Source organism: Klenkia sp. AC732, assembly GCF_979256525.1.
Window position 1 is genome coordinate 18155 of sequence record NZ_CEEDOS010000029.1, and the last position, 24804, is coordinate 42958.

The following is a 24804-nucleotide window of genomic DNA, read 5'->3' on the forward strand; positions in this document are numbered from 1 at the left end:
GCTCCGTCAGTCACGCGGGTCGTCCGGGTCCAGGCCGAACAGCGGGAAGGCCGCCGTCCGGGTGCGGGTGATGGCGCGGTCGACCCGGTTCTCGGTGAAGGGGTCCCAGTGCTGGAAGCCGGTCCAGCCGCCCTCGGTCATCGTGGCGGGGGGTTCGGTGCGCAGCCCCCGGGCCAGCACGTCGCGCACCCAGGAGTCCGGGATGGCGGTGGTCGGCGTCAGCGGGTCGCCGCCGACCTCGGCGAGCAGGTGGGTCCAGGCCCGCGGCACGCAGCGCACCAGGCCGTAGCCACCGCCACCGAGCACCACCCAGCGGCCCTCGCACACCTCGTGGGCCAGGTCGTGCATGGCCTTGTAGGAGGCCCGCTGGCCGTCGACGGTGAGCGCGAGATCGGCCATCGGGTCCTCGTGGTGGGCGTCGCAGCCGCACTGGGTGATGAGGATCTGCGGCTGGAAGGCCCGCACCACGCTGGGCACGACCGCGTGGAAGGCGCGCAGCCAGCCCGAGTCGTCGGTGCCGTTGGGCAGCCCGATGTTGACCGCGGTCCCCGGGGCCTTCTCCGGGTCGCCGGTCTCCTCGGGGAAGCCGGTGCCCGGGAAGAGGGTCAGCGGGGTCTGGTGGATGCTCACCGTCAGCACCCGGGGGTCCTCGTAGAACGCCGCCTGGACGCCGTCGCCGTGGTGCACGTCGAGGTCGACGTAGGCGATCCGCTCGTACCCCTGGGCCAGCAGCCAGGCGATCGCGACGGCCGCGTCGTTGAAGACGCAGAAGCCGGACGCGGCGTCGCGCATGGCGTGGTGCAGCCCGCCGGCGATGTTCACCGCGTGCTGGGCCCGGCCCTCGTGCACCAGCCGGGCGGCGGCGACCGAGCCACCGGCGATCAGCGCGGCGGAGTCGTACATGCCCTCGAAGACCGGGTTGTCCGCGGTGCCCAGGCCGTGGCCCACGCCCTGGGGGTCGCTGGGCGCCCGCTCCACCGCGTCCAGGTAGGCCTGGTCGTGCACCAGGGTGAGCAGGTCGGCGCCGGCGGCCTCCGGCTTCACCACCTGGATGCGGTCGTTGGACAGCACGCCGAGGGTGTCGGCCAGCCGCATCGTCAGGTCCAGCCGCACCGGGTGCATGGGGTGGTCCCCGCCCATGGTGTAGCCGAGCAGGGCGTCGTCCCAGACGACGGAGACGGCGTCGCTCACGCTCGCGCCCCGTCTGCTCGGCGGGGCGTCGGGGTCGGGTCGTGCCTCATCGCGCGATCACCGTCGCGACGCTACCGGGGACGACGCGCCACGGCGCCCCCTCGCACGGGCGGGGACCCGTCGCAGCCCCGGCCGGGTGGCGCGACCCCCGTAGGATCGGGGGCAGACGACGACGGAGGAGCCTGCCGTGAACGACCTCATCGACACCACCGAGATGTACCTCCGGACGATCTTCGAGCTCGAGGAGGAGGGGATCACCCCCCTCCGCGCCCGGATCGCCGAGCGCCTGCACCAGAGCGGTCCCACGGTCAGCCAGACGGTCGCCCGGATGGAGCGCGACGGGCTGCTCAGCGTGGAGGGCGACCGGCACCTGCAGCTGTCCGACGAGGGCCGCGCGCTGGCCACCGCCGTGATGCGCAAGCACCGCCTGGCCGAGTGCCTGCTGGTGGACGTGATCGGCCTGGACTACGCCGACGTCCACGAGGAGGCCTGCCGCTGGGAGCACGTCATGAGCGAGGCGGTCGAGCGCAAGCTGCTCACCCTGCTCGGCAACCCCGAGGTCTCCCCCTTCGGCAACCCGATCCCGGGCCTGGACGCGCTGGGTGCGGTCTCCCGCACCTCGCAGGACACCCTGACGCTGCTGTCGACCTCCGCGACCCCGGAGGGCACGTCGGTCGTGGTGCGCCGGATCAGCGAGCAGCTGCAGGAGGACGCCGAGCTGCTGCGCTCCCTCGCCGACCAGGGCGTGCGCCCCGGCACGACGGTGCGGGCCTCGCTCAGCAACGGCGCGGTGAGCATCGACGGCGCCGTGCTGCCCCCCGGCGTCGCCCAGCACGTGTTCGTGAGCCTGGCCGAGGTCGAGGAGCCCGTACCGGCCGGCTGACCCACCCGCACGCCGCAGCACCGACGGCCGCGTCCCCACCCGGGGGCGCGGCCGTCGTCGTCCCCGCCGATTTTCCTTCGCCGGGCTCACGACCGGGTCACTAGGCTGGGGTCCCGTCGTCAGTGCGTCCCCGCGTGAGTCCGTCAGAGAGTCGAGGCCCGGGTGTCCGAGTCCCCCAGCAGCCAGCACCAGCCGACCGCCGGCTCGCCCCCGGTCGGCATGAACGAGGAGATCGCGGCCCAGCCGCTGGAGGACGGGCCGGCCCCGACGCCGTTCCACCGGCTGGCCGACTTCGTCGCCCTCCCCAGGCTCGGCGGCCTGGCGCTGTCCGCCGACGGCACCCGGCTGGTGACCTCGGTGTCGACCCTGGCCCCGGACCGGAAGACCTGGCAGAGCGCGCTGTGGGAGATCGACCCCACCGGCGCCCGCGGCGCCCGCCGGCTGACCCGGTCTGCTCCCGGTGAGTCCGGCCCGGTCTTCTCCCCCGACGGCACGCTGCTGTTCACCTCCGCCCGGCCCGACCCCGACGCCGGCAAGGACGCCGGGGAGCCGAAGCCGGCGCTGTGGGCGTTGCCCGCACAGGGCGGTGAGGCCCGGCTGGTCGTGTCCCGCCCGAACGGCCTGTCCGGGGTGACCGTGGCAGCCGACTCCGGTGACGTCGTGGTGGTGGCCGGCACGACCCCGGGCGCCGCGGACGCGAAGGCCGACAGCGAGCAGCGCGACGCGCGCAAGGACGCCGGGGTGACGGCGATCCTGCACGAGACCTACCCCGTCCGGTACTGGGACCACGACCTGGGCCCCGTCGTCCCGCACGCGTTCTGGCTCGGCGGCCTGCCGGCCGAGGGCGACCGCGACCCGGCCTGGCGGGACCTCACCCCGGACGCCGGCGCCCCGCAGGGGGCCGGGTCCGACGTCGCGCTGTCCCCCGACGGCGCCCTGCTGGCCCGCAGCGAGGAGGTGTCCGAGGCCCGCGCGTCCTGGCGCAACCGCCTGGTGGTCACCGACACCGCGACCGGCGACACCCGGGTGCTGGTCGACGACCCCGACGCCGACGTCTACGCGGCCGCCTGGTCCCCGGACGGCCGGCGCCTGGTGTGCGTCCGGGAGTCCGCGTCCACCCCGACCCGGGCACCGGACCACACGCTCCTGCTGGTCGACGTCGCCGACGGCGCGACCACCGACCTGACCGCGGGCTTCGACCGCTGGCCGTCGGCGCCGCAGTTCGACGCCGCGGGCGCGGCCGTCTACTTCCTGGCCGACGACGACGGCCGGCACGCCGTGTTCCGGGTCGTGCCGGGCGAGGCACCGGTGCGGCTGACCCGCGACGGCGCCTACAGCGACCTTCAGGTGGCCCGGGACGGCTCGGCGCTGTTCGCGCTGCGCTCGGCGTTCGACCACCCCTCGGCCCCCGTCCGGCTGGACCCGACGGCCACCGACCAGCAGCCCGAGCCGCTGCCCAACCCGGGCACGATCAGCGCCCTGCCGGGCACCCTGCGCGAGCTGGACGCGACCGGCCTGGACGGCAGGCGGGTGCAGTCCTGGCTGGTGCTGCCCGAGGGAGCGAGCGCGGAGCACCCGGCACCCCTCCTGCTCTGGATCCACGGCGGGCCGCTGATGAGCTGGAACAGCTGGTCCTGGCGCTGGACGCCGTGGGTGCTCGCCGCCCGTGGCTACGCGGTGCTGCTGCCCAACCCGGGGCTCTCGCAGGGCTTCGGCCAGGCCTTCGTCGAGCGGGGCTGGGGCGCCTGGGGAGCGGAGCCCTACACCGACCTGATGGCCGCCACCGACGCCGCGGTCGCGCTGCCCGAGGTCGACGGCACCCGGACGGCGGCGATGGGCGGCTCCTTCGGCGGCTACATGGCCAACTGGGTGGCCACCCAGACCGACCGCTTCGACGCGATCGTCACCCACGCCAGCCTGTGGCACCTGGACGCCTTCACCGGCTCGACCGATGCCTCCTACTACTGGGAGAAGGAGTTCGGCGACCCGCTGACCGAGCCCGAGCGGTACGAGGCGAACTCGCCGCACCGGTACGCCGACGCGATCACCTCGCCGGTGCTGGTGATCCACGGCGACAAGGACTACCGGGTGCCGATCGGTGAGGGGCTGCGGCTCTGGTACGACCTGCAGAAGCGGGGCGTGCCGTCGAAGTTCCTCTACTTCCCCGACGAGAACCACTGGGTGCTCACCCCCGGCAACGCCACCGTCTGGTACGAGACGGTCATCGCGTTCCTCGCCGACCACGTGCTCGGGGAGGGCTGGCAGCGCCCGGCGCTGCTCTGACCCCACGCGGGTCGGCACCGACCGCCGCTGCCACCAGCCGACGCAGGTCAACCGGTGGCAGCGCCGCGTCCAGGGCCGACCGGAGCAGCTGGGCCAGGGCGTGGTCGGGACGGCTGTCCAGCGCCCGGTCCAGGGCCGCGTGGGCGGTGGTGCCGTCCCCGCGCGACCAGGCGCAGACCGCGAGCAGGGTCGCCGGGGCGGCGTCCAGCGGGGCGGGCAGCCGACGGGTCAGCTCGGTCCACAGCGTCTCGGCGGCGGCCGCGCGGGCCTCGCCGTCGCCACCGCAGTCCTCGGCGTCTGCCTCGACCAGCCCCAGGGCGAGCGCGCGGTCCCGTAGGACGGTGTCGACCAGCGCGAAGCCGGCGCGGGCGACGTCGTCGTCGGTGAGCCTGTCGCGGGAACCAGGGGCGCACCGGGCCAGGGCGGTGCAGACGTCGTCCCACCCGGTGTCGGCCAGGTGCTCCCAGCCGTGTGCCTCCAGCTCGCCGGACCGGGCGGCGGCGACCCCGTCGCAGGCGGCGGCGACCGCGGCGGCCTCGGCGCCGACCACCGGGGCGAGCCGCTCGACCAGGGCGTCCCGCGAGGCCGCCGGCACCCGTCCGGCCACCGTGGACGCGACGGCCAGCGGACTGGTGCCGCCCGGCAGCGGTCTCCCGGCGCCCGGAGCGCAGCAGGGCTCGGCGCAGTCGTAGGACCAGCAGCGACCGGACCGGACCAGCAGCGTCTCGGGCACGGTGACCCCGGCGTCGGTCAGCCGGCCGACCACCTCGGCGAGCAGCACCCGGCCGGGCAGCACCGGACCGACCGCGTCGTCGAGGAGCCGGGGTCCGACGGCGGGACCGAGTCCGTCGGGCTCCTCGGTGACCACGAGGACCACGGCGGCATCGGGCGCGGAGTCGGCGAGGCAGCCGACCACCTGCCCGGCGACGGCGGCCTCCAGACCCGGGGGCGGCAGGTCCACCCGCAGCGTCAGGCCCACCCGGCGGGCCCGGGCGCCGCTGAGCGCCACGACGACCAGGGACTCCTCCGGGGTGAAGCCCAGCAGGTGCGGCAGGGCGGCTGCCAGGTCGGGGCCGGCAGCGAGCCGGACGGTGGACGGGAGCGGCGCGGCGGAGGACATGCCGCCACCCTGGGAGCCGGGCGCGGTCCCCGGGCGGCCCGCCGGGGTCCTGGGGACGGCACCCCCCGGTGTGGACGACGGCGAGCGCCGTCCGCACCGGTCGTGCTCGCGGCTCAGTCGAGCGCGGCGGCCTGGAAGTCGTAGGCGTCCTCGAGCAGGGTCGCGAAGGCGGCGGTGTCCACGGCACCGGTCGGGCTGAGCGTGACCAGCGTGATCAGCCGGTCGCCGTCCTGCACGATGCCGACGACCGCCGGGATCGTCAGCGGCGCCCCGTCGGGCCCGGTGACCGTGGTCGTGTACGACAGCGCGGCCGCGCCGTCGCCCAGGTCGGGGACCGGGACGGCGGCGAAGGTGATCGTGGCGGAGCCGATCTCCGGGGAGGAGATGGTCGCCTGGGGGCACTCGGCCGCGGCCGCGGCGAGGGTCCCGACCGGGTCGTCCTGGTCACCGCCGATGCTGATCAGCTGCACGGAGGTGGACTGCGCACCGGTGACGCTCTGGGCGGCGAACGCGTCGAGGTCCTCGACGCCGATCTGGCTGCCGTCGACCGCCTGGTCGCAGGACTCGGGGGTGATGGTCACGTCCCCGGCGTCAGCAGCGCTCGCGGCGCCGGCGGCCAGCTCGGCCTCGCTCAGCGGGGCCGCCACGGACCCGGCGCCGAAGGAGTCGGCGGGCAGCAGCCCGGCCGTCAGGTCCTCGGACGCGCTCCCGCCGCCGGTGTCCTCGCCCCCACCTCCGCCCTCGCTGGAGGGTGCTGCCGAGGACGACTCGGCGGAGGTCGGGGCCGGGGACGCCGTCCCCTCCTCCTCGCTGGTGCAGCCGGCCAGCAGCAGCACGGTGGACAGCCCGGAGGCCAGGACGAGGACGGGCCGGGTCGAGGTCACGCCGACCATCGGACCACGGCCCGGCCGGACCCGGCGAGTCGGTGCCGTCTCGCCCGGGTGTGTCGGCGTCCGGGTCGGGCGGGTCGGGTCAGTCGAGGGTGTCGGCGGCGTGCTGGGCGGCAGCGGCGAGCAGCTCGTCGAAGGCCGCGGCGTCCGGGGCGGTGGCGACCGCACCGGCGACCAGGGTCAGCAGCCGGTCGCCGTCCTGGACGACGCCGAGCAGCGCGGAGCCGCCGATCTGCATGCCGCCCTGCCGTGTGACGGTGGCCGTCACCGGGACCACGGCGGCGGCGTCGCCGAGGGCGGGCGTGGTGACCGTGCCGAAGGTGATCACGGCGTCGCCCATCGGGGTGCTGACGGTGGCCGTCGGGCAGGCCGCGACGGCGTCGGTCAGGGTGCTGACGACGGCGTCGCCCGGGCCGCCGACCGTGAGCAGCTCGGCGCTGGCGGTGAACCCGCTGCGGGCGACCTGCCCGGCCGCGTCCTGCACGTCGGCGGGGTCGCCGAGGGCGGCCCGGGCGGCCTCCAGGGCGGTGACGCAGGTGTCGGGGGTGACCGTGACGGCACCCGGGTCGTGCTCGCCGGCCGCGCCGAGTGCGGCGCTGAGCTGGTCGGCGGTGACCGGGGTGACCTCGGCGTCGGGCGCGAACTCCTCCGCGGGCAGCAGGCCGTCGGCCAGCGGGACCGCGTCCTCGGTCGCCGCGGCCGGGGAGACCGCCACCGGCGCGGCGGCCGGGGTGGCGGTGACGCCGCACCCGGAGAGCAGGAGCGCGGAGGAGGCGGCGGCGGTGGCGAGCAGGAGCGGGGTGCGGCGCATCACCCCACGGTAGGCGCTGTGCACGGTCGGCGGGAGCTGTCGCAGCCGCTGGCTACAGTCCGCGGCATGGGACGGTCGCTGCGCATCGCACTGCTGTCCTACCGCTCCAAGCCGCACAGCGGCGGGCAGGGCGTGTACGTCCGGGCGCTGTCCCGGGAGCTGCGCGAGCTCGGTCACCGGGTCGAGGTGTGGTCCGGTCAGCCCTACCCCGAGCTCGACGCCGGCGTCCCGCTGACCCGGCTGCCCAGCCTGGACCTGTACCGCGAGCCCGACCCGTTCCGCACGCCGTCCCGGCGGGAGTTCCGGGACTGGGTCGACGTCGCCGAGTTCGCCACCATGTGCACCGCCGGATTCCCCGAACCGCTGACCTTCTCGCTGCGGGCAGCCCGGCTGCTGAGTGCGCGGCGGCACGAGTTCGACCTCGTGCACGACAACCAGTCGCTGGGCTGGGGCCTGCTGCGCACCGGGCTGCCGACGGTCGCCACCGTGCACCACCCGGTCGCGATCGACCGTGGCCTGGAGCTGGCCGCGGCGCCCTCGCTGCGCCGGCGGGTGACGCTGCACCGCTGGTACGCCTTCACCGGCATGCAGGCCCGGGTGGCCCGGCGGCTGGACGGCGTCACCACGGTGTCCGACAGCTCCCGCCGCGACATCCAGACGCACCTGGGCGTGCCCGCCGACGACGTCACGGTGGTGCCGGTGGGCATCGACCCGGTCGCCTTCTCCCCCGGCTCCGGCCCGCGGGACGCCGACCACGTGGTGGTCACGACCAGCGCCGACGTCCCGCTCAAGGGCCTGGTCCCGCTGCTGGAGGCGTTGGCCAAGCTGCGCACCGAGCGGCCGGTGCGGCTGACCGTCGTGGGCAGCGCGAAGCCCGGTGGCCTGGCCGCGGTGGCGGTCGAGCGGCTGCAGCTGGGCGACGCCGTCCGCTTCACCGGTCCGCTCCCCCAGGCCGACCTGGTCGACCTGCTGCGCACGGCGACCGTGGCCGCCGTCCCCTCGCTGTACGAGGGCTTCTCGTTGCCCGCGATCGAGGCGATGGCCTGCGGGACACCGCTGGTCGCGACCGACGCCGGCGCACTGCCCGAGGTCGTCGGGGACGCCGCCCTCCAGGTCCCCGCCGGGGACGTCGACGCGCTGGCCGCGGCGCTGGGCCGGGTCCTGGACGACGAGGGTCTCCGGCGGCGGATGGGCCGGGCCGGCCGTGAGCGGGTGCTGGCGACCTACACGTGGCGGTCGACGGCCGAGCGCACCGCCGCCTGGTACGAGGAGGTGCTGGCGCGGTGCTGACCGTGGACTACGACCGGCTCGACGTGCGGGCCGGGCACACCGTGCTGGACCTGGGGTGCGGCGAGGGCCGGCACGCCTTCGAGGCCTACCGGCGCGGGGCGACGGTCGTGGCGCTGGACTGGGGCACGTCGGAGGTGACGACGACGCAGACCTGGCTGGGCGCGATCGACGCCGCCGGGGAGGCACCCTCCGGTGCGGTGGCGACGGCGGTGCGGGGGGACCTGCTGCACCTGCCGGTCCCCGACGCCAGCGTCGACCGGGTGATCGCCTCGGAGGTGCTGGAACACATCCCCGACGACGCGACCGCGTTCGCCGAGATCGCCCGGGTGCTCGCGCCCGGCGGGCGGGTGGCGGTGACGGTGCCGCGGTACGGCCCGGAGCGGGTGTGCTGGGCGCTGAGCGACGAGTACCACGCGAACGAGGGCGGGCACATCCGCATCTACCGGGCCGACCAGGTCCGGGCCCGACTGCGGGCAGCGGGCCTGGTGCCCGGCGGGAGCCACCACGCGCACGCGCTGCACGCCCCGTACTGGTGGCTCAAGTGCGCGGTCGGCGTGGAGCGGGACACCGCGGTGGTGCGGGCCTACCACCGGCTGCTGGTCTGGGACCTGACCCGTCGCCCGTGGCTGACGAGGACGGCCGAGCGGCTGCTGGACCCGGTGATCGGCAAGAGCCTGGTGGTCTACGCGGAGAAGCCGCCCGCGTGAGCGACCTCCCCGAGGTGCCCGGTGTGCTGACCGCGGACCAGGTGGCGGCCACCGTCGCGGCGATCGCTGCGGAGCAGTCGGCCGACGGGATGCTGCCGTGGTGGCGCGGCGGGCAGCTGGACGCCTGGGACTCGGTCGAGGCGGCGATGGCGCTGACCGTCGGCGGCGAGCACGACCGGGCCGCGGCGGCGCTGGACTGGCTGTGCGCGCGGCAGGGTCCCGAGGGCGGTTTCCCGGCGGAGTGGCGGGACGGCGCGGTCACGGCGCCGGGGGTGGAGAGCAACCACGCGGGCTACCTGGCCGTCGGGGTGTGGCACCACTGCCTGCTGACCGGTGACCTCGCCGCCCAGCAGCGCTGGTGGCCGCACGTCCGGCGGGCGCTGGACCTGGTGACGGCGATGCAGCTGCCCACCGGTGCGATCGGCTGGGCGCTGCGGCCCGACGGCACCCCGGACGACACGGCGCTGCTGACCGGGAACGCCAGCCTGCTGCAGGCGCTTCGCTGCGGGATCGCGCTGGCCGGGGCCAGGGACCAGCCGCAGCCGCACTGGGACCTCGCCGCCGCCGACCTGCAGGAGGCCCTGGCGCGACGCCCCGGGGACTTCGCCGACCGGTCGCGGTTCTCGATGGACTGGTACTACCCGGTGCTCGGCGGTGCGCTGACCGGTGCCGCGGCCCGGGACCGGCTCGGCGGCAGCTGGGACGCCTTCGTCGTCCCCGGGCTGGGGGTGCGGTGCGTGGCCGACCGGCCCTGGGTGACCGGGGCGGAGACCTGCGAGCTGGCGATGGCGCTGGCCGCGGCCGGGCAGCGCGACGCGGCGGTCGAGCAGCTGGCCGCGATGCAGCACCTGCGGGCCGAGGACGGCGGTTACTGGACGGGTTACGTCTTCGCCGACGACGCCGTCTGGCCCGTCGAGCGGACGACCTGGACGGCGGCGGCGGTGGTGCTGGCCGCGGACGCGGTGAGCGGTGCGACCCCGGGGGCACGGCTGTTCACCGAACCCGACCGGCCCGGCGTCGTGGTCGGGGAGCACCCCTGACGAGCCGGGTGCAGCGCGGGCTGGACTGGCTGCTGGCCGACCGCACCGACCCCGAGCGCCACTGGGTGGTCGCCCAGTGGCCCAACGTCGCGATCCTGGTCTTCCTGGTGCTGACGGTGGTCGCGTCGTTCGTCCCGGACGACGGGGCGCCCGGTGTGACCCTCTACGTGGGCACCCGCATCGCCGTCTTGTGGTGGGCCGGTGACGAGCTGCTGCGCGGGGTCAACCCGCTCCGCCGGATCACCGGCGCCGGCGTGCTGGTGTTCGTCGTCGCCGGCGTGCTGGCCCGCGTGTCGGGCTGAGGCGGTTGCCCCGGGGGGCTACTGCCCGACCCGGCCGTCGATGCACTCACGCAGCAGGTCGGCGTGCCCGCAGTGCCGGGCGTACTCCTCGACACGATGCACCCACAGCTCGCGGACCGCGATGCCCTGCGGGCCGAGCCGTTCGCCGAGGTCCGGGTGGGCGGCCAGGGCGGCATCGGTCGACGCCTGCTCCCGGGCCAGGTCGGCATACGCGCCGTCGACCAGGGCCGGATCGGCCACGGCCCCGTCGAAGTCACCGTCGACGCCGTAGAGCGACTCCGGCGGCTCGCCGGGCACGAACCAGCCACGCCAGTCCCGCTCCACCTCGGCCAGGTGCCGGAGCAGACCCAGCAGGGACATCGTCGAGGGCGGCACGGAGCAGCGGGTCAGGTCCGTCGCGTCCAGCCCGTCGCACTTCATCAGCAGCGTCGTGCGGTGGTCGGTCAGGTAGTCCAGCAGTGTCGCCAGTTCGCCGTCCGGGCTGACGCCGTCGGTGTTGCGTGGATCGACCTCTGGGTCGACCCACATGTCCGGGTGGGTCGTCGCAGAGCTCCACCGGCGCTGTTGCTCGCTCACGGGGTCACCGTGGCCGCACCGCGGGAGCCGCGCAACCGAGTTCACCCGTCGTCGGGGAGCGCGCTCAGCGGCCGCCGCGGTTCAGGTCGGGGTCGGCCCGCAGGTCCCGGCGGGCGTCACGGACCCCTCGGCCCGGGTCCGACGACCGGGCGCCCCGGCGTCGCGCATCGCGGTCGTGCCACCACGACACCACAGCGAGCAGCACCAGGATGCCGCCGAGCACGCTCCAGACCACCCATGCCATCGCCCGACCGTAGCGGTCCGCGGGTGCGTCAGGCGTGGTCGATGCAGGTCCGGGCGGCGGGACGGGCCGCGAGGCGGGCGTCGCCGATGGGCCGGCCGCAGACCTCGCAGCGGCCGTACGTGCCCGCGGCAACCCGTGCGACCGCTGCGTCCAGCTCGATCAGCCGGGCGGTCGCCTGGGCGAGCACCGCGCCGAGCTGGGCCCGCTCGAAGCCGATGGTCGCACCCTCGGGGTCGTGCTCGTCGTCGGCGTTGTCCCCACGGGAGGCCTCGACGACGGCGGCGTACTCCGCGGTGAGCGCCTCGATCTGGGCCTCGGTGGCCGCGCGGGCCTGCGCCAGCTGGTCCTGGGGTGCGGTCACCGGTGCATGGTCCCGCGTCCAGCCCCACCGTGGACGGCGGATCCACCGACGGTCCCGGGGCCAGCCCTCATCACCGCGCTGTCAAGACCCGCACGAGATCTGTGGACAGGCCTCTGAGCTGGGGATTCGCCTGGTCGAGACGTCCGATCTGCGGTAGACTTCGAACACCTGATCGAACCATCTGGGAGGTGTCGTGAGCGAGCTCCGGTCCGCTGTGGACGCCCTGGCTGCCGATGACCTGCACGCCCTGACCGACGGGGTCCTGCTGGAGCGGACGGCGGAGATCGTGCAGACGATCAACCGGTTGCAGGCCGAGCTCGTGCGCACCGTGCGGCACGGCGACGTGATCGGGGCTGCCGAGCGCGAGGGGCTGAAGACGATGCAGTCCCTACTGCGCGGGCACCACCACTACTCGCCGGGAGCCGCGGCGGCCGTGGTGCAGGCGGGGCGGGTGCTGGAGCACCTGCCGCACCTGGAGGCGGCATTCGCTGAGGGGGCCGTGACCGCGGCTCAGGTGGGTGTCGTCGCCGACGCGCTGCGCCCGCGGGACATCGCCGCGGCCGAGGAGCAGGGCATCGACCTGGACGCCTTCGACCGGGCCTGGACCGAGGTCGCCCGCACACTCCCGCACGCCAAGCTCGGGTTGGCGGTCCAGGCGTTCGCGAACGCGCTGGACCCCGACGGTCCCGAGCCCGACCCCACCGAGAACCGCTCCCTGACCTTCAGCCACCGCCCTGATGGCTCCGGCTCGGGACGCTTCGACCTGGACGCGGTCGGCTTCGAGAAGGCCATGGCCGCGATCGAGTCCATCGTGCAGGCCGACCGTCCCCTCGGGGACGTGCGCAACCGCGCCCAGCAGCAAGGCGACGCGTTCGTGCAGCTGTGCGACAACGCCCTCGCGCAGGGTGGCCTGCCGTTCCTACGGACGGTCAAGCCGCACGTCCTCGTCACGATCAACATCGAGGACCTGGTGGACCCGGCGACCGGCCGCGACACCGCCACCACCGGTTTCGGCGCGACGATCTCCGCCGCCCGGGCGCGCTGGGTCGCCTGCGACTCCGCCGTCACCCGCATCGTCATGGGACCCGACGGGCTCCCCCTCGACATCGGACGGACCAAACGGGTGGTCCCACCGCACGTCCGGCGGGCCGTGGAGGAACGGGACGGGCACTGCGTCTTCGCCGGCTGCTTCAACCCGACCCACTGGTGCGACGTCCACCACGTCCTCGAATGGGTCCTCGACCAGGGCGACACCAGCCTCGACAACTCAGCGCTGCTCTGCGAACGCCACCACACCAAGGTCCACCACGGCTTCCGCGTCGAACGCGACGACGGCGCACCACCCGGGAGACGGTGGCGCACCCACCGCCCCGACGGCACCGAGATCGTCCTCGACCGCCTGCTGAACTGACGGCCCTCCGCCTTGACTCTGTGCTCGCTGCGCCGTGCGTCGGGCTCGCCGTGCCCGCAGCGCCTCGGTGGGTGTTCGCCTTGCTGTGCTCGCTGCGCCGAGCGCCGCGGCTTCCGCTGGCGCGGTCAGACGGGTAGGCAGCCGGCGGGGCGGGGCGGGGCCCGGCGCAGGGCAGCCCGGCGCGCTGTGCCGCCCAGCAGGGAGCGGCGCCACCCGTCGATCCGGTCAGCCGGTGGATTCCGGCGCTGCCAAGCCGGCACCCGACTCGGCAGCGGGTCCCTGCTCGAGCTCGGGTCCGCCGGAGTCCAGCGTGCGTCGGTGTTCGTCCCGGGCAGCTCGGGCCACCCGCAGCACCACCGTGACCAGGCCAGCCGACATGGGCACCGTCACCGGCCGCTGGACCAGGTAACCCCACAGCGGGGACCTCTGCGGCAGCACCACCCACCGGGACCAGCCCACGGCCGCCGCCATCGGTCCCACGGAGCACGAGGCCAGGCCCCCGAGCAGGGCGGCCCGCTGCCAGACCGGCATCGGCTGCCCCTCCCGACCGCGACCGCGAGCCCCACGCCGTCTGCGCAACGACCGGACCACCACGAAGGCAGCGGCCGCGTTCGCCTGACCCACCACCGCCGGCATCAGGGCGGCTCCGGTCTGCCCCCGCGCCCACCTCACCAGCGGCACCAGCAGCTCGGCCGGGACGGCCAACGTCCTGGCCAGCTGGGCGGCGCCGGCCTCGGCCGCCGGCCCCGAGCGCCAGGCTGCCTTCACAGCGGCGAGCTCCGCGGCCCGCTCCTCGGACACGGACTCGGGCACGGACGCAGACGACTTCCGCTGGCGGAGCACCCGCCCACCCTCACCAGCCACCCACCACCCCGGCAACCGGACGGGCCCCGTCAGCCGACGTCAGCGGTCCGTCACCGGGACGTCAGCGACCGCGACCACGGTGACCACCATGACGCACACCATCGAGGCCGAGGGCCTCACCCTCGGCTACGGCAGCACGAAGGCCCTGGACGGCGTCGACCTCACCGTCCCGGCCGGCACCGTGCTCGGCGTGCTGGGCCCCAACGGCGCGGGCAAGACCACCGCCGTCCGGGTGCTCTCCACGCTGCTCCGCCCCGACGCCGGCCACGCCCGGGTCGCCGGCTTCGACGTCCGCACCCAGCCGCAGGAGGTCCGCCGCCGGATCGGGCTGACCGGCCAGTACGCCTCGGTCGACGAGGACCTCACCGGCGCCCAGAACGTCGCCATGATCGGTCGCCTGCTGGGCATGTCCCGAGCCGCGGCCAAGGCCCGCGCGGCCGAGCTGCTCGCCGGCTTCAGCCTCTCCGACGCCGCCGACCGCTCCGCCAAGACCTACTCCGGCGGCATGCGCCGCCGCCTCGACCTCGCCGCCAGCCTGGTCGGCCGCCCGCAGGTGCTCTTCCTCGACGAGCCCACCACCGGCCTGGACCCGCGCAGCCGCACCGAGGTCTGGGACGTCGTCCGCCGGTTGGTCGCCGACGGCACCAGCGTGCTGCTGACCACCCAGTACCTCGAGGAGGCCGACGAGCTCGCCGACGACATCGTCGTCTTCGACACCGGTCGGGTCGTCGCGCACGGCACCAGCGACGAGCTCAAGCACCGCACCGGCGCGCAGACCCTCACCGTCCGCCCCCGCGACCGCGCCGACACCGCCACCGTCCTCGCCGTCCTCGAGCAGGTCGCCGGCACCGCCCCCGCCCTGGACGGGCACGGCACCGCCTCGGTGCCGGTCCGCAGCGAGGCCGCGCTGGGCACCGTGCTCGACCTGCTCACCACCCAGGGCGTCGGGCTCTCCGAGCTCGCCGTCCGGCTCCCCAGCCTCGACGAGGTCTTCCTCGCCCTCACCGGGCACGCCACGCAGTCAGACAACGAGAAGGAGGTCGCGGCATGACCACCGCCACCCGCCCCGCACCCCGCTTCGACGTCCCCGAGATCAGCTCCGCGCCGAAGCTCCCCGCCCTGCAACAGGCCCTCACCCTGGCCTGGCGCAACGTCGTCAAGATCCGGCACCAGCCCGAGGCGCTGATGGACGTCAGCCTGCAGCCGATCATCTTCACGGTGCTCTTCGTGTTCGTCTTCGGCGGCGCCATCGCCGGCGACTGGCACGACTACCTCACCTACCTGGTGCCCGGGATCCTCGTGCAGACCCTGATGTTCGCCACCGGCGGCATCGGCGTCGCCCTCAACAACGACATCACCAAGGGCGTCTTCGACCGCTTCCGCAGCCTGCCGATCGCCCGCTCGGCGCCGCTCGTGGGCGCCGTCCTGGCCGACGTCGTCCGCTTCGTGACCGCGATCGCCGTGCTCCTGGCGTTCACCGCCCTGCTCGGCTTCCGCACCACCGAGGGCCTGCCGGCCGCGGCGCTGGCCGTCCTCACCGCCATCGGGTTCGCCATGTGCCTTTCCTGGGTCTTCGTCTGGATCGGGCTCACCGTCCGCTCGGCCGGCGCCGTCCAGGGCATCGGCTTCCTGGCGACCTTCCCGCTCACCTTCGGCAGCACCGCGCTCGTCTCGGCCGACACCCTCCCGGGCTGGCTGCAGGCGTTCACCCGCAACAACCCGGTCACCCACGTCATCGACACCGTCCGCGGCCTGATGCTGGGCGGCCCGGTCGCCGGGCCGCTGGCCTGGACCGTCGGCTGGTCGCTGCTGCTGCTCGCGGTCTTCGTGCCGCTGGCCATGCGGGCCTACCGGCGACGAGTCTGACCGCGTGGAACTGCTGACCTTCGCCGTCCTGGGCCTGCTCGTCGTCGTCGCTGCCGCGGCGGTCGGCGAGCGGCTCGGCGTCGCGGCCCCGCTGCTGCTCGTCGTCGCCGGTGTCGCGGTCAGCCTGCTGCCGGTGGTCCCGACCGTCGAGGTCGACCCCGAGTGGGTGCTGGCCGGCCTGCTCCCCCCGCTGCTCTACTCGGCGTCGGTCTCGGTGCCCACCATGGACCTCCGCCGGGAGCTCAGCGCCGTCAGCGGCCTGTCCGTGCTGCTGGTCGTGCTCAGCTCGGTGGTGCTGGGGTTCTTCTTCTCCCTCGTCGTCCCGGGACTGGGCCTGGCCTGGGGCATCGCGCTGGGCGCGGTGGTCAGCCCGACCGACGCGGTGGCCACCTCGATCGCCCGCCGGCTCGGCGTCCCGGCCCGGGCGGTCACCATCCTGGACGGCGAGAGCCTGCTCAACGACGCCACCGCGCTGGTCCTGCTGCGCGCCGCCGTCGCCGGCGCCGCGAGCACCGTCTCGCTGTGGGGGGTGGCCGGCAGCTTCCTCTGGTCGGTGGCGCTGGCCGCCGTGGTCGGGGTGGTCGTCGGCCGGGTGCACCTGTGGGTGCGCACCCGGGTGCACGAGGTCCCGGTGACGACGGCGCTGTCGTTCGCCGTCCCGTTCGTGGCAGCGATCCCGGCCGAGCTGGCCGGCGCCTCCGGGCTGGTCGCCGCCGTCGTCGCCGGGCTGGTCACCGGGTCGCGTGGACCACGGGTGCTGTCCCCCCGGGCCCGGCTGTCCGACGCGCAGAACTGGTCGACGGTCGAGGTGGTCCTCGAGGGCGCGGTCTTCCTGCTCATGGGGCTGCAGCTGGTCGGCATCGTCACCGACGTCCGGGAGGACCACGCCGGCGTCGGCCGGGCGCTGCTCATCGCCGGCGGCGCGCTGGTGCTGACCGTCGTCGTCCGGGCGGCCTACGTCGCGCCGCTGCTGCTGGTGCAGCACCGGCAGGCCCAGCGGGGCGTCGAGATGCGGCCGCTCTTCGCGGACATGCTGGACGGCGAACCGCCACGACGGGGACGCCGCCGGCGCACCACCCGGCCGATCAGCGACCGCCAGCGGGAGCGGTTCCGGGCCCGGGTGGCCTACGGGATCGCGTACCTGGACCACCTGCTCGCGCACCCGCTGGGCTGGCGCGAGGGCACCGTCGTCGTCTGGGCCGGGATGCGCGGCGCGGTCACCCTGGCCGCGGCCCAGACGCTGCCGCCGGACACCCCGAGCCGGTCGCTGCTGGTCCTCGTCGCCGTCGCGGTGGCCGTGGGGTCGCTGCTGCTGCAGGGTGCGACGCTCCCCCGGCTCGTCCGCACCCTGCTGCCGGGCGACGGCACCGGGGCCGACCAGGAGCAGCGCACCCGGTTGATGACGCTGCTGGTCCAGGCCGCGCAGACCGCGGAGCCGGGCGACCGGGTCGCCGCGCTGCGCGCCCAGCGCTCGGCCCTGCTCGACGCCCGGGACGGCGGGGACTACGACTCGGCGGCGCTCACCCAGGCACTGGCGGTGCTGGACGCTGACGAGATCGCGATGGAGCTCCGGGGTCGGCCGCCCGCCCCCCGATCCCCGGCCACGCCTGCCACCCCGGGATCCCCAGCTCGACCAGCGCCGCTTCCCGGGTGACCGCAGCGCCCTGCGCCCGCAGCTCCGCGACCCGCTCGGCCCCCAGCACGGCGCGCAGCCGGTCCGCCAGCGCGAGGACCACCGGGTCGCCGGCGTCGCCCCGGCCGCGGACCGCCGTGGCCACGCCCAGCAGCCGGGCTGCCTCGGCCGGGTCGTCCTCCGCCTCGGCCAGCACCGCCAGCCCGTGGACGACGACGGCGACCACCGGCATGTCCCCGGAGTCCGCGGCCGACCCCATCGCCCGGTCGAGCACGGCCCGCGACTCGACGAGCGCGGCGGCCGGGTCCGCGGCGGTGGCGGCCCCGGTGGCCAGCACCACCCCCAGCGAGGTCCGGACCAGGGCGTCCACCTGGTCGGGCCCGCTGATCACGTCCGCCAACGAGTCGACGGCGAGCCGGCCGCGCTCGAGGGCCTCCTCCGGTCGGCCGGCCAGCATCGCCAGCGTGCTGCGCATCGACTCCGCGAAGGCGAGGATCGGGCCGCCGTCCCGCGTGGCGGTGACCAGCACCGTGTCGATCTCCCGGGCAGCGCCGGCCAGGTCGCCCTGGGCGGCCCGCAGCCCGGCCAGCCGGATCCGCAGCAGCGGCGAGTCGTCGTGCGTGCCGAGCTCGTCGGACAGCGCCAGCGCCTCGATGGTCAGCTCCACGGCGCCGGCCAGGTCGCCGTCCTGGGCGCGGACCGCGGCCAGCGCACCGGCGGTCAGCGACCGGCCCCAGCGGTCCCCGAGCTCGAGGAACGCCTCGTGGGCCGCGGCCAGGTCACCCGTGCCGTCGGCGCCCAGCACGCCGGTGTTCTCCGCCACCTGGGCCACCACCGACCGCACCGCGGCGACCACCCAGGGGTCGGCGTGGTCGGCCAACGGGGCCAGCTCGTCCAGCGGCCCCCCACTGAAGGCGACGGCCAGCGCCCACCCGAAGGCCGCCAGCGGCTCCCCCGACGCCCAGGTGAGGGTCGGCGGCAGAGCCCGCACCTCGTCCAGCACCTCCTTGCCGCGCGCCCAGCCCCCGGTCTCGGCGGCGGCGAGCGCGGAGAAGGCCACGCAGACGCACCCCAGCGGGGTGGGTGCGGCCGGCAGCGCGAGGACGTCGGACAGCCAGCGACCCGCGGCGACCTGCCGGCCCGACAGCAGCCAGTACCAGCACAGCCGGCCGGCCAGGTGGACGGCGGTCTCCGCGGCGCCGACAGCCACCTCGCGCTGCAGCACCGCGACCAGGCCGTCGTGCTCGGCGTGCAGCTCGCGCAGCGCCCCCAGCTGCTCGGCCCCCCGCAGCAGCGGCTCGAGCCGGTCCAGCAGGTCCAGGCACCACGCGGTGTGCGCGGCCTCCACCCGGTCCCGCTCCCCCGCCGCCGTCAGCTGCTCGGCGCCGTAGGCCCGGACCGTCTCGAGCATCCGGTAGCGGACGGCGCCCGACTCGTCCGGCACGGCCAGCAGCAGCGACTTCTCCACCAGCCCGCCCACCGCGTCCAGCACCGACGACGGCCCGGCGCAGACCACCTCGGCGGCCTCCAGGGTGGCCCCGCCGCTGAACACCGACAGCCGCCGACCGACCGCCTGCTCGTCGTCGGTGAGCGCGTCCCAGCTCCACTCCACGACGGCCCGCAACGTCTGGTGCCGGGGCAGGGCGACCCGGCTCCCCCCGGTCAGCAGGGTGAACCGGTCGTCGAGGCGGGCCGCGATCTGCGCGATGCCCAGCGTGCGCAGCCGGGCCGACGCGAGCTCCAGGGCCAACGGCATGCCGTCCAGCCGCCGGCACACCTCCAGCACCACGGGCAGCGTCGCCGGGGTGACCGCGAACCCGGGCCGGGCGGCGGCGGCCCGGTCGGCGAACAGCCGGACGACGGGGGCGTCCGCGGCGGACGGGTCGTCGTCGGCCGGGACGGTGAGCGGGCCGACCGGCAGCAGGGTCTCCCCGGGCACCCCGAGGGGCTCCCGGCTGGTGGTGAGCACCCGCAGTCCGGCGCACCGGCTGAGCAGGTCGTCGGCCAGCGCGGCCACCGCGCCCACCAGGTGCTCGCAGTTGTCCAGCACCAGCAGCGCCTGCCGGTCGGCGAACACCTCGCGCAGCCGGTCACCGGCCTCCACCAGCGTGGGCACCCGCTCCAGGGACGTCGACTCGCGCTGCCCGACGGCGGTGAGCACCACGCCGGGCAGCAGCCGCGGGTCGGCCACCGGCGCCAGCTCCACCCACCACACGCCGTCCCGGACGTCGTGGTCGACGAGCCGGGCCGCCTCCAGGGCGAGCCGGGTCTTCCCCGCGCCGCCGGCACCGAGCAGGGTCACCAGCCGGCCGGTGTCCAGGGCGGACGCGACGGCGTGCAGCTCGGCCTGCCGGCCACGGAAGCTGGTCAGCGGGGCGCGCAGCACGGGGCGGGCCCGCGACGCCGGGGCCGCGTCGTCCCGCAGCACGGCGAGCTGCTCGGCCTGCAGCGCCGGCGAGGGGTCCAGACCCAGCTCGTCGGCCAGCCGGGCGCGGACCTGCTCGTAGGCGGCCAGCGCCTCGGCCGGCCGGCCCAGCCGGTGCAGCGCCCGGACCCGGAGCCGGGCCAGGGTCTCCCGCAGCGGGTGCGCGTCGGTCAGCACGTCCAGCTCGGCGAGGGCGGCAGCGGCGTCCCCCAGCTCGAGGACGGCGGTCAGCCGCTGCTCGGTCGCGGTCAGCCGCAGCTCCGCCCAGCGCACCGCCGGCGCCGCGGTGAACGCCAAGTCGCGCAGGTCGGCCAGCGGGTCCCCGGCCCACAGCGCCTCGGCCGCGGTGAGCAGCTCCACGACGGTGTGCGGGTCGCGGGCGTCGCGGGCCCGGCCGAGGAGGTCCTCGAAGGCCCCGGCGTCGACCGCGTCGCGGGGCAGGTCGAGCAGGTAGCCCGGGGGCCGGGCGCGCAGCGGCAGGTCCGGCGCGGCCCGGCGGACCCGGGACACCACCGCCTGCAACGCGTTGGCCGGCGCCGCGGGGGGCGCGCCGTCCCAGACGGCGTCCACCAGCGCGTCGACGCCGACCACCCGGCCCGGGTCCAGCGCCAGCCGGGCCAGCAGTGCCCGGGCCCGCCGTCCGCCGACGTCGACCGGGCCGTCGGGGCGCAGGACCGCGAACGGGCCCAGCAGGCGCAGCCGGGGGGTCACGCGTCCCGGCGCAGCAGCCGCAGCGACCCGGTGCCGGGCAGCTCGGTGAAGTCCCCGGAGGCCAGCACCCGGGTGTAGACGCCGAAGGGCGCCTGCCCGCCGTCGGCCGGGTCGGGGAAGACGTCGTGCACGGCCAGCGTGCCGCCGACGGCGAGCTTCGCGACCCAGGCGTCCTGGTCCCGGCGCGCGGACTCCTCGGTGTGCGAGCCGTCCAGGAACAGCAGCGCCAGCGGCGTCGTCCACAGCGGGGCCAGGGTCTCCGACCGCGCCACGACGGCGACGACGACGTCCTCGGCCGGGTGCACGGTCCGCCGGAAGGCCGGCAGCGTGTCCAGCTGCCCGACGGCCGGGTCGACCAGCTCGGGCTGGTGGTACTCCCAGCCGGGCTGGTGCTCCTCGGAGCCGCGGTGGTGGTCGACGGTGACGACCTGCCGCCCGGACTGCACCGCCGCGGCCGCCAGGTACAGCGCGGACTTCCCCATCCAGCTGCCGATCTCCAGCAGCGGTCCGGGCACCTCGACGGCCAGCGCGGCCTCGTAGAGCGCCCGCCCCTCGTCGGCGGGCATGAACCCGGGGGCGGCGGCTGCGGCGGCCAGCAGGTCCTCGGAGCGGGTCACGGCGGTCAGTCTCCTACCGGGCCAGCCGGTCCAGGAACCGCGGGGCCGGGCGGTCGCCGGCGGCCTTGGCGAAGAAGGCACCGGCCGCCGTCGTCACCGGGACGGCGAGCACCAGCGCGATGGCGCCGACGAAGGTGCGGATGACCTCCTCACCGACCTGCTGGCCGGTGACGACGTCCCACAGCGAGCGGTCGTAGATCTCGAAGAGCAGCAGCAGCGGCAGCGCGGCCCCGGCGTAGGCGAAGACGATCGTGTAGATCGTCGAGGCGATGTGGTCCCGGCCCACGGCCATGCCGCGGGCGAACAGCTGCCGCCAGGTCAGCGACGGGTCGACCTCGTGCAGCTGCCAGATGGCCGAGGCCTGGGTGATGGTGACGTCGTTGAGCACGCCGAGCCCGGCGACGGTGATGCCGGCCAGCACCAGCCCGGAGAAGTCCAGCGTCGGGTCGAAGGTGGACAGCTGGATCGTCTCCTCACCGGACAGCCCGGTGAGCCGGGCCGCGCCGACCGCCACCGCCCCGAGGACGGCGACCAGGATGAGGCCGAACAGGGTGCCGATGAGCGCGGTCGTCGTCCGGGCGCTGAAGCCGTGCGCCAGGTAGAGGACGACGAACATGATCGCCGAACTGCCCACCAGGGTGACCAGCACCGGCGAGGACTCCCCCAGGATGCCGGGCAGCACGAACTGCAGCAGCACCACGAAGGACACCACCAGCCCGACGATGGCCGCGATCCCCCGCCAGCGGGCGACGGCGGCGACCACCAGCACGAACGCCACGGCCAGGGTGATGATCGGCGTGCTGCGCGGGAAGTCCTGGAACTGGTAGTTCGCCGTCCCGGAGCCGTCGTCGCCGACGGTCAGCACCACGGTGTCGTCGGTGGCGATGCCGTAGGCGACGACCTCGGCGGGCAGGTCGACCGAGACGTAGTCGCCCCGACCCGGGTCCTCCAGCACCTCGACCACGGCGGTCGCGCAGGTCAGCTGCTGACCGGCCGCAGCGCCGGTGGAGCAGTCGTAGGTCTCCAGCGAGGCGACCCGGCCCTCGACGAGCTCGGCGTTGCCGTCGGGCAGGTACAGCTCGGCGGCCTGCGCCGCGCGGGTGTCCTCCCCCGAGGGCCACAGTGCGATCAAGCCGATGACGGTGGCCAGCCCGATGGGGACCAGCACCAGCAGCATCAGCCAGGTGGCCCGGCGACGGCGGGCGAGCACCTGCGGGGTGGCCGGGACGTCGTCGGCAGGGCCGTGGGAGTGGGTGTGGGCCGGCACCGGGCCAGGGTAGGTGGGCCGCCTCAGGCCGGCGGGTGCACCGGGCCGAGCAGCTGCGCACCGGCCAGGTAGCCGGCCAGCAGCGCCGCGGCCACCTGGGCGACGGTGTCCTCGCCGGGCAGGAAGCGCGGGGAGTGCAGGCCGGGACGGCGGCCGGCGGCGTCGGGTTCCCCACCGGAGACGCCGAGGAAGAGCATCAGCCCGCGGGCGTCGGCGCAGTAGTGGCTGAAGTCGTCGGCGCCGAAGGACCGCCAGGAGTCGTCGACCTCGACACCGGCGCGGACCAGCCAGGGCAGGGTGGCCCGGGCGAGTTCGGGGTCGTTGGCCAGCACCGGCTCGTTGCTCTCGGTGTGCACGGTCGCGGTGCAGCCGTGCGCGGCGGCGGTGTGCTGCGCGACGTCGGTGAGTGCGGCCAGCAGCATCTCCCGGTCGGACTCCCGCATCGCCCGCAGACCGCCGCGGGCCCGCGCGGTGTCGGGGACGACGTTGAAGCTGGTGCCCGCGTCGAGCTGGGTGACGGCGAGGACGGCGCCCACCGTGGGGTCGACCCGGCGGCTGACCAGCTGCTGCAGCGCGACGACGACGGCGGCCAGCGCCAGCACCGGGTCGGCGGTGGTGTGCGGGTAGCCGCCGTGCCCGCCGTGCCCGGTGACGGTGATCGTGAACTCGTCGGTGGCCGCGTTGACCGGGCCCGGGGTGGCGTTGACGACACCGGCGGCCAGCTGCGGCTGCACGTGCGCGGCGACGACGCTCACCACCTGCTCCTGGGCCAGCAGCCCGGACGCCACGATGTCCCGTGCGCCGGACGGCGCGCCCTCCTCCCGCGGCTGCAGCAGCGCCAGCAGCGGCGCCGGACCGCCGACCCGGGCGACCGCGCGGCACACCGCGACCAGCCCGGCCAGGTGCGCGTCGTGCCCACAGGCGTGCATCACCTCGCCGGTGGCGGCCCACTCGACGCTGGTCGCCTCCTGCACGACCAGCCCGTCCAGCTCGGCGCGCAGGGCGACGGTGGGCCCGGTCGCCGTCCCGATCCGGACCAGCCGGCCGGTGTCGGCGACCTCCCGGCCCTCCCCCGCGCCCAGCGCCGCGACGACCGCAGCGGTGGTGTCGGCCTCGTCGCCGGAGCGCCGCGGGTCCGCGTGCAGCGCCCGGCGCAGCTCCAGCGCGGCGGGCAGCTCCTCGACCACCGCCGCGTGCAGCCGGTCGTACCAGGCGGCCACGGCGGGGTCGGTCTCGACCAGGGGTGCGCTCACCTCCCCATCCTCGCGGGCGGTCGTTGCGCGGGTGTGACGGGCGGTCTCGGCGGGCGGGACTGTCGGAGGGTCCCGGCACACTCCCCGACGTGACAGCACAGGCCGACCCCGCATGGGTGCGCAGCGGGTGGGGCCACCGGGCCGACTCCCAGGACGAGGTGTTCCGGGCGGTGTCCCGGATCGTCACGCTGTCGGCCCACCGCCGCTACGTTTGGCGCGGGTGCGCCGACAGCGCGTTCCGGGTGCGCTCGTCGCTGCTGCGCTCGCTGGTCGTCGACGAGGCGGAACCACTGCCCGACGAGCGGCTGGTGCGCCAGCACGAGGTGGCGATGCTGCGGGAGGCCCGGGAGTGGGGGCTCGGCGTGGAGTCCGGCACGCCCGCCTCGGACCTCCACCTCCTGGCGCAGCTGCAGCACCACGGGTTGCCGACCCGGCTGCTCGACGTGACCTACAACCCGATGACCGCGCTGTGGTTCGCCTGCGAGGGTGCCGATGACCGGCCCGGGGTCTTGATGGCGTTCGACGTCACCTCGCTGCCGACCCACGACACGGTGGACCCGCACCAGCGGCAGACGTGGGGGCTGCAGTCGGAACCGCTGGCCTGGTCACTGCGGGCGGCCCTTCGACGTTCCGCTCTGGACAGGCGACCCTTCCTCGTCCGGCCCACCGTCCCCGACGCCCGGATGCGGGCGCAGGAGGGGCTGTTCCTCTCCGGCGCCGTCCCCGCCTCGCCCGGGGCCACCGGCATCGACGGCCTGCCGCTGCGCCTGGGCACCCCGCCCGGCAAGGAGAGGCTCGCGGTGCTGTTCGGCGAGGGCGCCCGCCGGGCTGGTCGCCCGGCCGGGCTGCCGTTCTGCGCGGTCGTCGTCCCGGCGCGGCTCAAGGCCACGGTGCGGGCGCACCTGACCGCGCTCAACCGCACCCGCCGGGTGCTGTTCCCCGACGTCGCGGGGTTCCGGGACGCCTACCGCGGGGAGCACGTCGCCCTGCACCCGCTCCCCGACGTCGTCCCCGCCCAGGACGACACCGAGGCCGGCGGGGCCGGCGAGACCTAGAGGC

22 protein-coding genes and 1 pseudogene are annotated in these 24804 nt (G+C 75.8%); 11 read left to right on the top strand and 12 right to left on the bottom strand.

Annotated features, from left to right (window positions below; all coding sequences use genetic code 11):
* Positions 1–6: 6 nt before the first annotated feature.
* Positions 7–1191, bottom strand: coding sequence for an acetoin utilization protein AcuC (locus AC0IVP_RS14515; RefSeq protein WP_056291143.1), 1185 nt, complete (start codon positions 1189–1191; stop codon positions 7–9).
* 187 nt (positions 1192–1378) lie between these two features.
* On the opposite strand from AC0IVP_RS14515, the gene AC0IVP_RS14520 reads away from it, so the two are divergent.
* Positions 1379–2074 carry a metal-dependent transcriptional regulator gene (locus AC0IVP_RS14520; protein WP_082556616.1) on the top strand — a complete coding sequence of 232 codons (696 nt, stop codon included), beginning with the start codon at positions 1379–1381 and terminating at the stop codon, positions 2072–2074.
* 162 nt (positions 2075–2236) lie between these two features.
* Positions 2237–4357, top strand: a complete 2121-nt coding sequence (locus tag AC0IVP_RS14525) for a S9 family peptidase (RefSeq protein WP_471757400.1) — start codon at positions 2237–2239, stop codon at positions 4355–4357.
* On the opposite strand, the gene AC0IVP_RS14530 is transcribed toward AC0IVP_RS14525, so the two are convergent.
* From AC0IVP_RS14530 to AC0IVP_RS14540, 3 genes are all read right to left on the bottom strand, one after another.
* A complete protein-coding gene (locus AC0IVP_RS14530) occupies positions 4296–5477 on the bottom strand; it encodes a DUF4192 domain-containing protein (protein ID WP_471757402.1) in 1182 nt (393 codons plus the stop codon). The genes AC0IVP_RS14525 and AC0IVP_RS14530 overlap by 62 nt on opposite strands.
* Positions 5478–5590: 113 nt before the next feature.
* Positions 5591–6361 (bottom strand): hypothetical protein, encoded by a 771-nt coding sequence (locus AC0IVP_RS14535; protein ID WP_157519064.1) that lies wholly within the window; start codon positions 6359–6361, stop codon positions 5591–5593.
* A gap of 88 nt (positions 6362–6449) precedes the next feature.
* Positions 6450–7178, bottom strand: coding sequence for a hypothetical protein (locus AC0IVP_RS14540; protein ID WP_471757404.1), 729 nt, complete (start codon positions 7176–7178; stop codon positions 6450–6452).
* A gap of 66 nt (positions 7179–7244) precedes the next feature.
* Here AC0IVP_RS14540 and AC0IVP_RS14545 point away from each other — a divergent pair, with 66 nt between their 5' ends.
* From AC0IVP_RS14545 to AC0IVP_RS14560, 4 genes are read left to right on the top strand one after another with little or no spacing between them, the layout of a single operon-like run.
* Entirely contained in the window at positions 7245–8468 is a 1224-nt protein-coding gene (locus AC0IVP_RS14545; RefSeq protein WP_471757406.1) for a glycosyltransferase family 4 protein, read from the top strand.
* The gene (locus tag AC0IVP_RS14550) at positions 8462–9175 is read left to right on the top strand and encodes a class I SAM-dependent methyltransferase (protein ID WP_056291154.1); all 714 of its coding nucleotides are present in this window, start codon (positions 8462–8464) and stop codon (positions 9173–9175) included. The genes AC0IVP_RS14545 and AC0IVP_RS14550 overlap by 7 nt, the downstream gene beginning before the upstream one ends.
* Entirely contained in the window at positions 9172–10215 is a 1044-nt protein-coding gene (locus tag AC0IVP_RS14555; RefSeq protein ID WP_471757408.1) for a prenyltransferase/squalene oxidase repeat-containing protein, read from the top strand. The genes AC0IVP_RS14550 and AC0IVP_RS14555 overlap by 4 nt, the downstream gene beginning before the upstream one ends.
* Positions 10216–10223: 8 nt before the next feature.
* Complete coding sequence (locus AC0IVP_RS14560; RefSeq protein WP_056291157.1) at positions 10224–10517, top strand: hypothetical protein; 294 nt, start codon at positions 10224–10226, stop codon at positions 10515–10517.
* An 18-nt stretch (positions 10518–10535) separates the two neighbouring features.
* Here AC0IVP_RS14560 and AC0IVP_RS14565 read toward each other — a convergent pair whose 3' ends face one another.
* From AC0IVP_RS14565 to AC0IVP_RS14575, 3 genes are all read right to left on the bottom strand, one after another.
* Positions 10536–11093 (bottom strand): DinB family protein, encoded by a 558-nt coding sequence (locus AC0IVP_RS14565; protein ID WP_471757410.1) that lies wholly within the window; start codon positions 11091–11093, stop codon positions 10536–10538.
* 64 nt (positions 11094–11157) lie between these two features.
* Positions 11158–11337, bottom strand: coding sequence for a hypothetical protein (locus tag AC0IVP_RS14570; protein WP_157519068.1), 180 nt, complete (start codon positions 11335–11337; stop codon positions 11158–11160).
* A 28-nt stretch (positions 11338–11365) separates the two neighbouring features.
* On the bottom strand, positions 11366–11698 hold the full coding sequence (locus AC0IVP_RS14575) for a TraR/DksA family transcriptional regulator (protein WP_471757412.1): 333 nt from the start codon (positions 11696–11698) through the stop codon (positions 11366–11368).
* Positions 11699–11891: 193 nt separating this feature from the next.
* Between AC0IVP_RS14575 and AC0IVP_RS14580 the strand changes: the two genes are divergently transcribed.
* Positions 11892–13109, top strand: a complete 1218-nt coding sequence (locus AC0IVP_RS14580) for an HNH endonuclease (RefSeq protein WP_056291164.1) — start codon at positions 11892–11894, stop codon at positions 13107–13109.
* 225 nt (positions 13110–13334) lie between these two features.
* Here AC0IVP_RS14580 and AC0IVP_RS14585 read toward each other — a convergent pair whose 3' ends face one another.
* Complete coding sequence (locus AC0IVP_RS14585) at positions 13335–13922, bottom strand: hypothetical protein (RefSeq protein ID WP_471757414.1); 588 nt, start codon at positions 13920–13922, stop codon at positions 13335–13337.
* Between the two features lie 139 nt (positions 13923–14061).
* Here AC0IVP_RS14585 and AC0IVP_RS14590 point away from each other — a divergent pair, with 139 nt between their 5' ends.
* Genes AC0IVP_RS14590 through AC0IVP_RS14600 form a run of 3 tightly spaced genes read left to right on the top strand, consistent with a single transcriptional unit; the run spans position 14062 to position 17493 of the window.
* Positions 14062–15024 carry an ATP-binding cassette domain-containing protein gene (locus AC0IVP_RS14590; protein ID WP_471757416.1) on the top strand — a complete coding sequence of 321 codons (963 nt, stop codon included), beginning with the start codon at positions 14062–14064 and terminating at the stop codon, positions 15022–15024.
* Positions 15021–15839 (top strand): ABC transporter permease, encoded by an 819-nt coding sequence (locus AC0IVP_RS14595; RefSeq protein ID WP_056291171.1) that lies wholly within the window; start codon positions 15021–15023, stop codon positions 15837–15839. The genes AC0IVP_RS14590 and AC0IVP_RS14595 overlap by 4 nt, the downstream gene beginning before the upstream one ends.
* A gap of 4 nt (positions 15840–15843) precedes the next feature.
* Complete coding sequence (locus AC0IVP_RS14600) at positions 15844–17493, top strand: cation:proton antiporter (protein ID WP_471757418.1); 1650 nt, start codon at positions 15844–15846, stop codon at positions 17491–17493.
* A gap of 1363 nt (positions 17494–18856) precedes the next feature.
* On the opposite strand, the pseudogene AC0IVP_RS14605 reads toward AC0IVP_RS14600, so the two are convergent.
* The 4 genes and pseudogenes from AC0IVP_RS14605 to AC0IVP_RS14620 all read right to left on the bottom strand — a co-directional run.
* Positions 18857–20608, bottom strand: a pseudogene (locus AC0IVP_RS14605) (ATP-binding protein); the annotation flags it as partial.
* Positions 20605–21225 (bottom strand): class I SAM-dependent methyltransferase, encoded by a 621-nt coding sequence (locus AC0IVP_RS14610; protein ID WP_471757420.1) that lies wholly within the window; start codon positions 21223–21225, stop codon positions 20605–20607. The pseudogene AC0IVP_RS14605 and the gene AC0IVP_RS14610, both read right to left, overlap by 4 nt.
* Positions 21226–21238: 13 nt before the next feature.
* Entirely contained in the window at positions 21239–22492 is a 1254-nt protein-coding gene (locus AC0IVP_RS14615) for a YibE/F family protein (protein WP_471757422.1), read from the bottom strand.
* 23 nt (positions 22493–22515) lie between these two features.
* A complete protein-coding gene (locus AC0IVP_RS14620) occupies positions 22516–23745 on the bottom strand; it encodes a M20 metallopeptidase family protein (protein ID WP_471757424.1) in 1230 nt (409 codons plus the stop codon).
* Between the two features lie 89 nt (positions 23746–23834).
* Between AC0IVP_RS14620 and AC0IVP_RS14625 the strand changes: the two genes are divergently transcribed.
* Positions 23835–24800, top strand: coding sequence for an FRG domain-containing protein (locus tag AC0IVP_RS14625; RefSeq protein ID WP_471757426.1), 966 nt, complete (start codon positions 23835–23837; stop codon positions 24798–24800).
* The last annotated feature ends 4 nt before the right edge of the window (positions 24801–24804 follow it).

What these genes read in the sequence shown, in the direction of transcription:
- AC0IVP_RS14530 (WP_471757402.1), bottom strand. Translation starts at nt 5,477, where the DNA reads ATGTCCTCCGCCGCGCCGCTCCCGTCCACCGTCCGGCTCGCTGCCGGC.
- AC0IVP_RS14540 (WP_471757404.1), bottom strand. Translation starts at nt 7,178, where the DNA reads ATGCGCCGCACCCCGCTCCTGCTCGCCACCGCCGCCGCCTCCTCCGCG.
- AC0IVP_RS14545 (WP_471757406.1), top strand. Translation starts at nt 7,245, where the DNA reads ATGGGACGGTCGCTGCGCATCGCACTGCTGTCCTACCGCTCCAAGCCG.
- AC0IVP_RS14570 (WP_157519068.1), bottom strand. Translation starts at nt 11,337, where the DNA reads ATGGCATGGGTGGTCTGGAGCGTGCTCGGCGGCATCCTGGTGCTGCTC.
- AC0IVP_RS14590 (WP_471757416.1), top strand. Translation starts at nt 14,062, where the DNA reads ATGACGCACACCATCGAGGCCGAGGGCCTCACCCTCGGCTACGGCAGC.
- AC0IVP_RS14595 (WP_056291171.1), top strand. Translation starts at nt 15,021, where the DNA reads ATGACCACCGCCACCCGCCCCGCACCCCGCTTCGACGTCCCCGAGATC.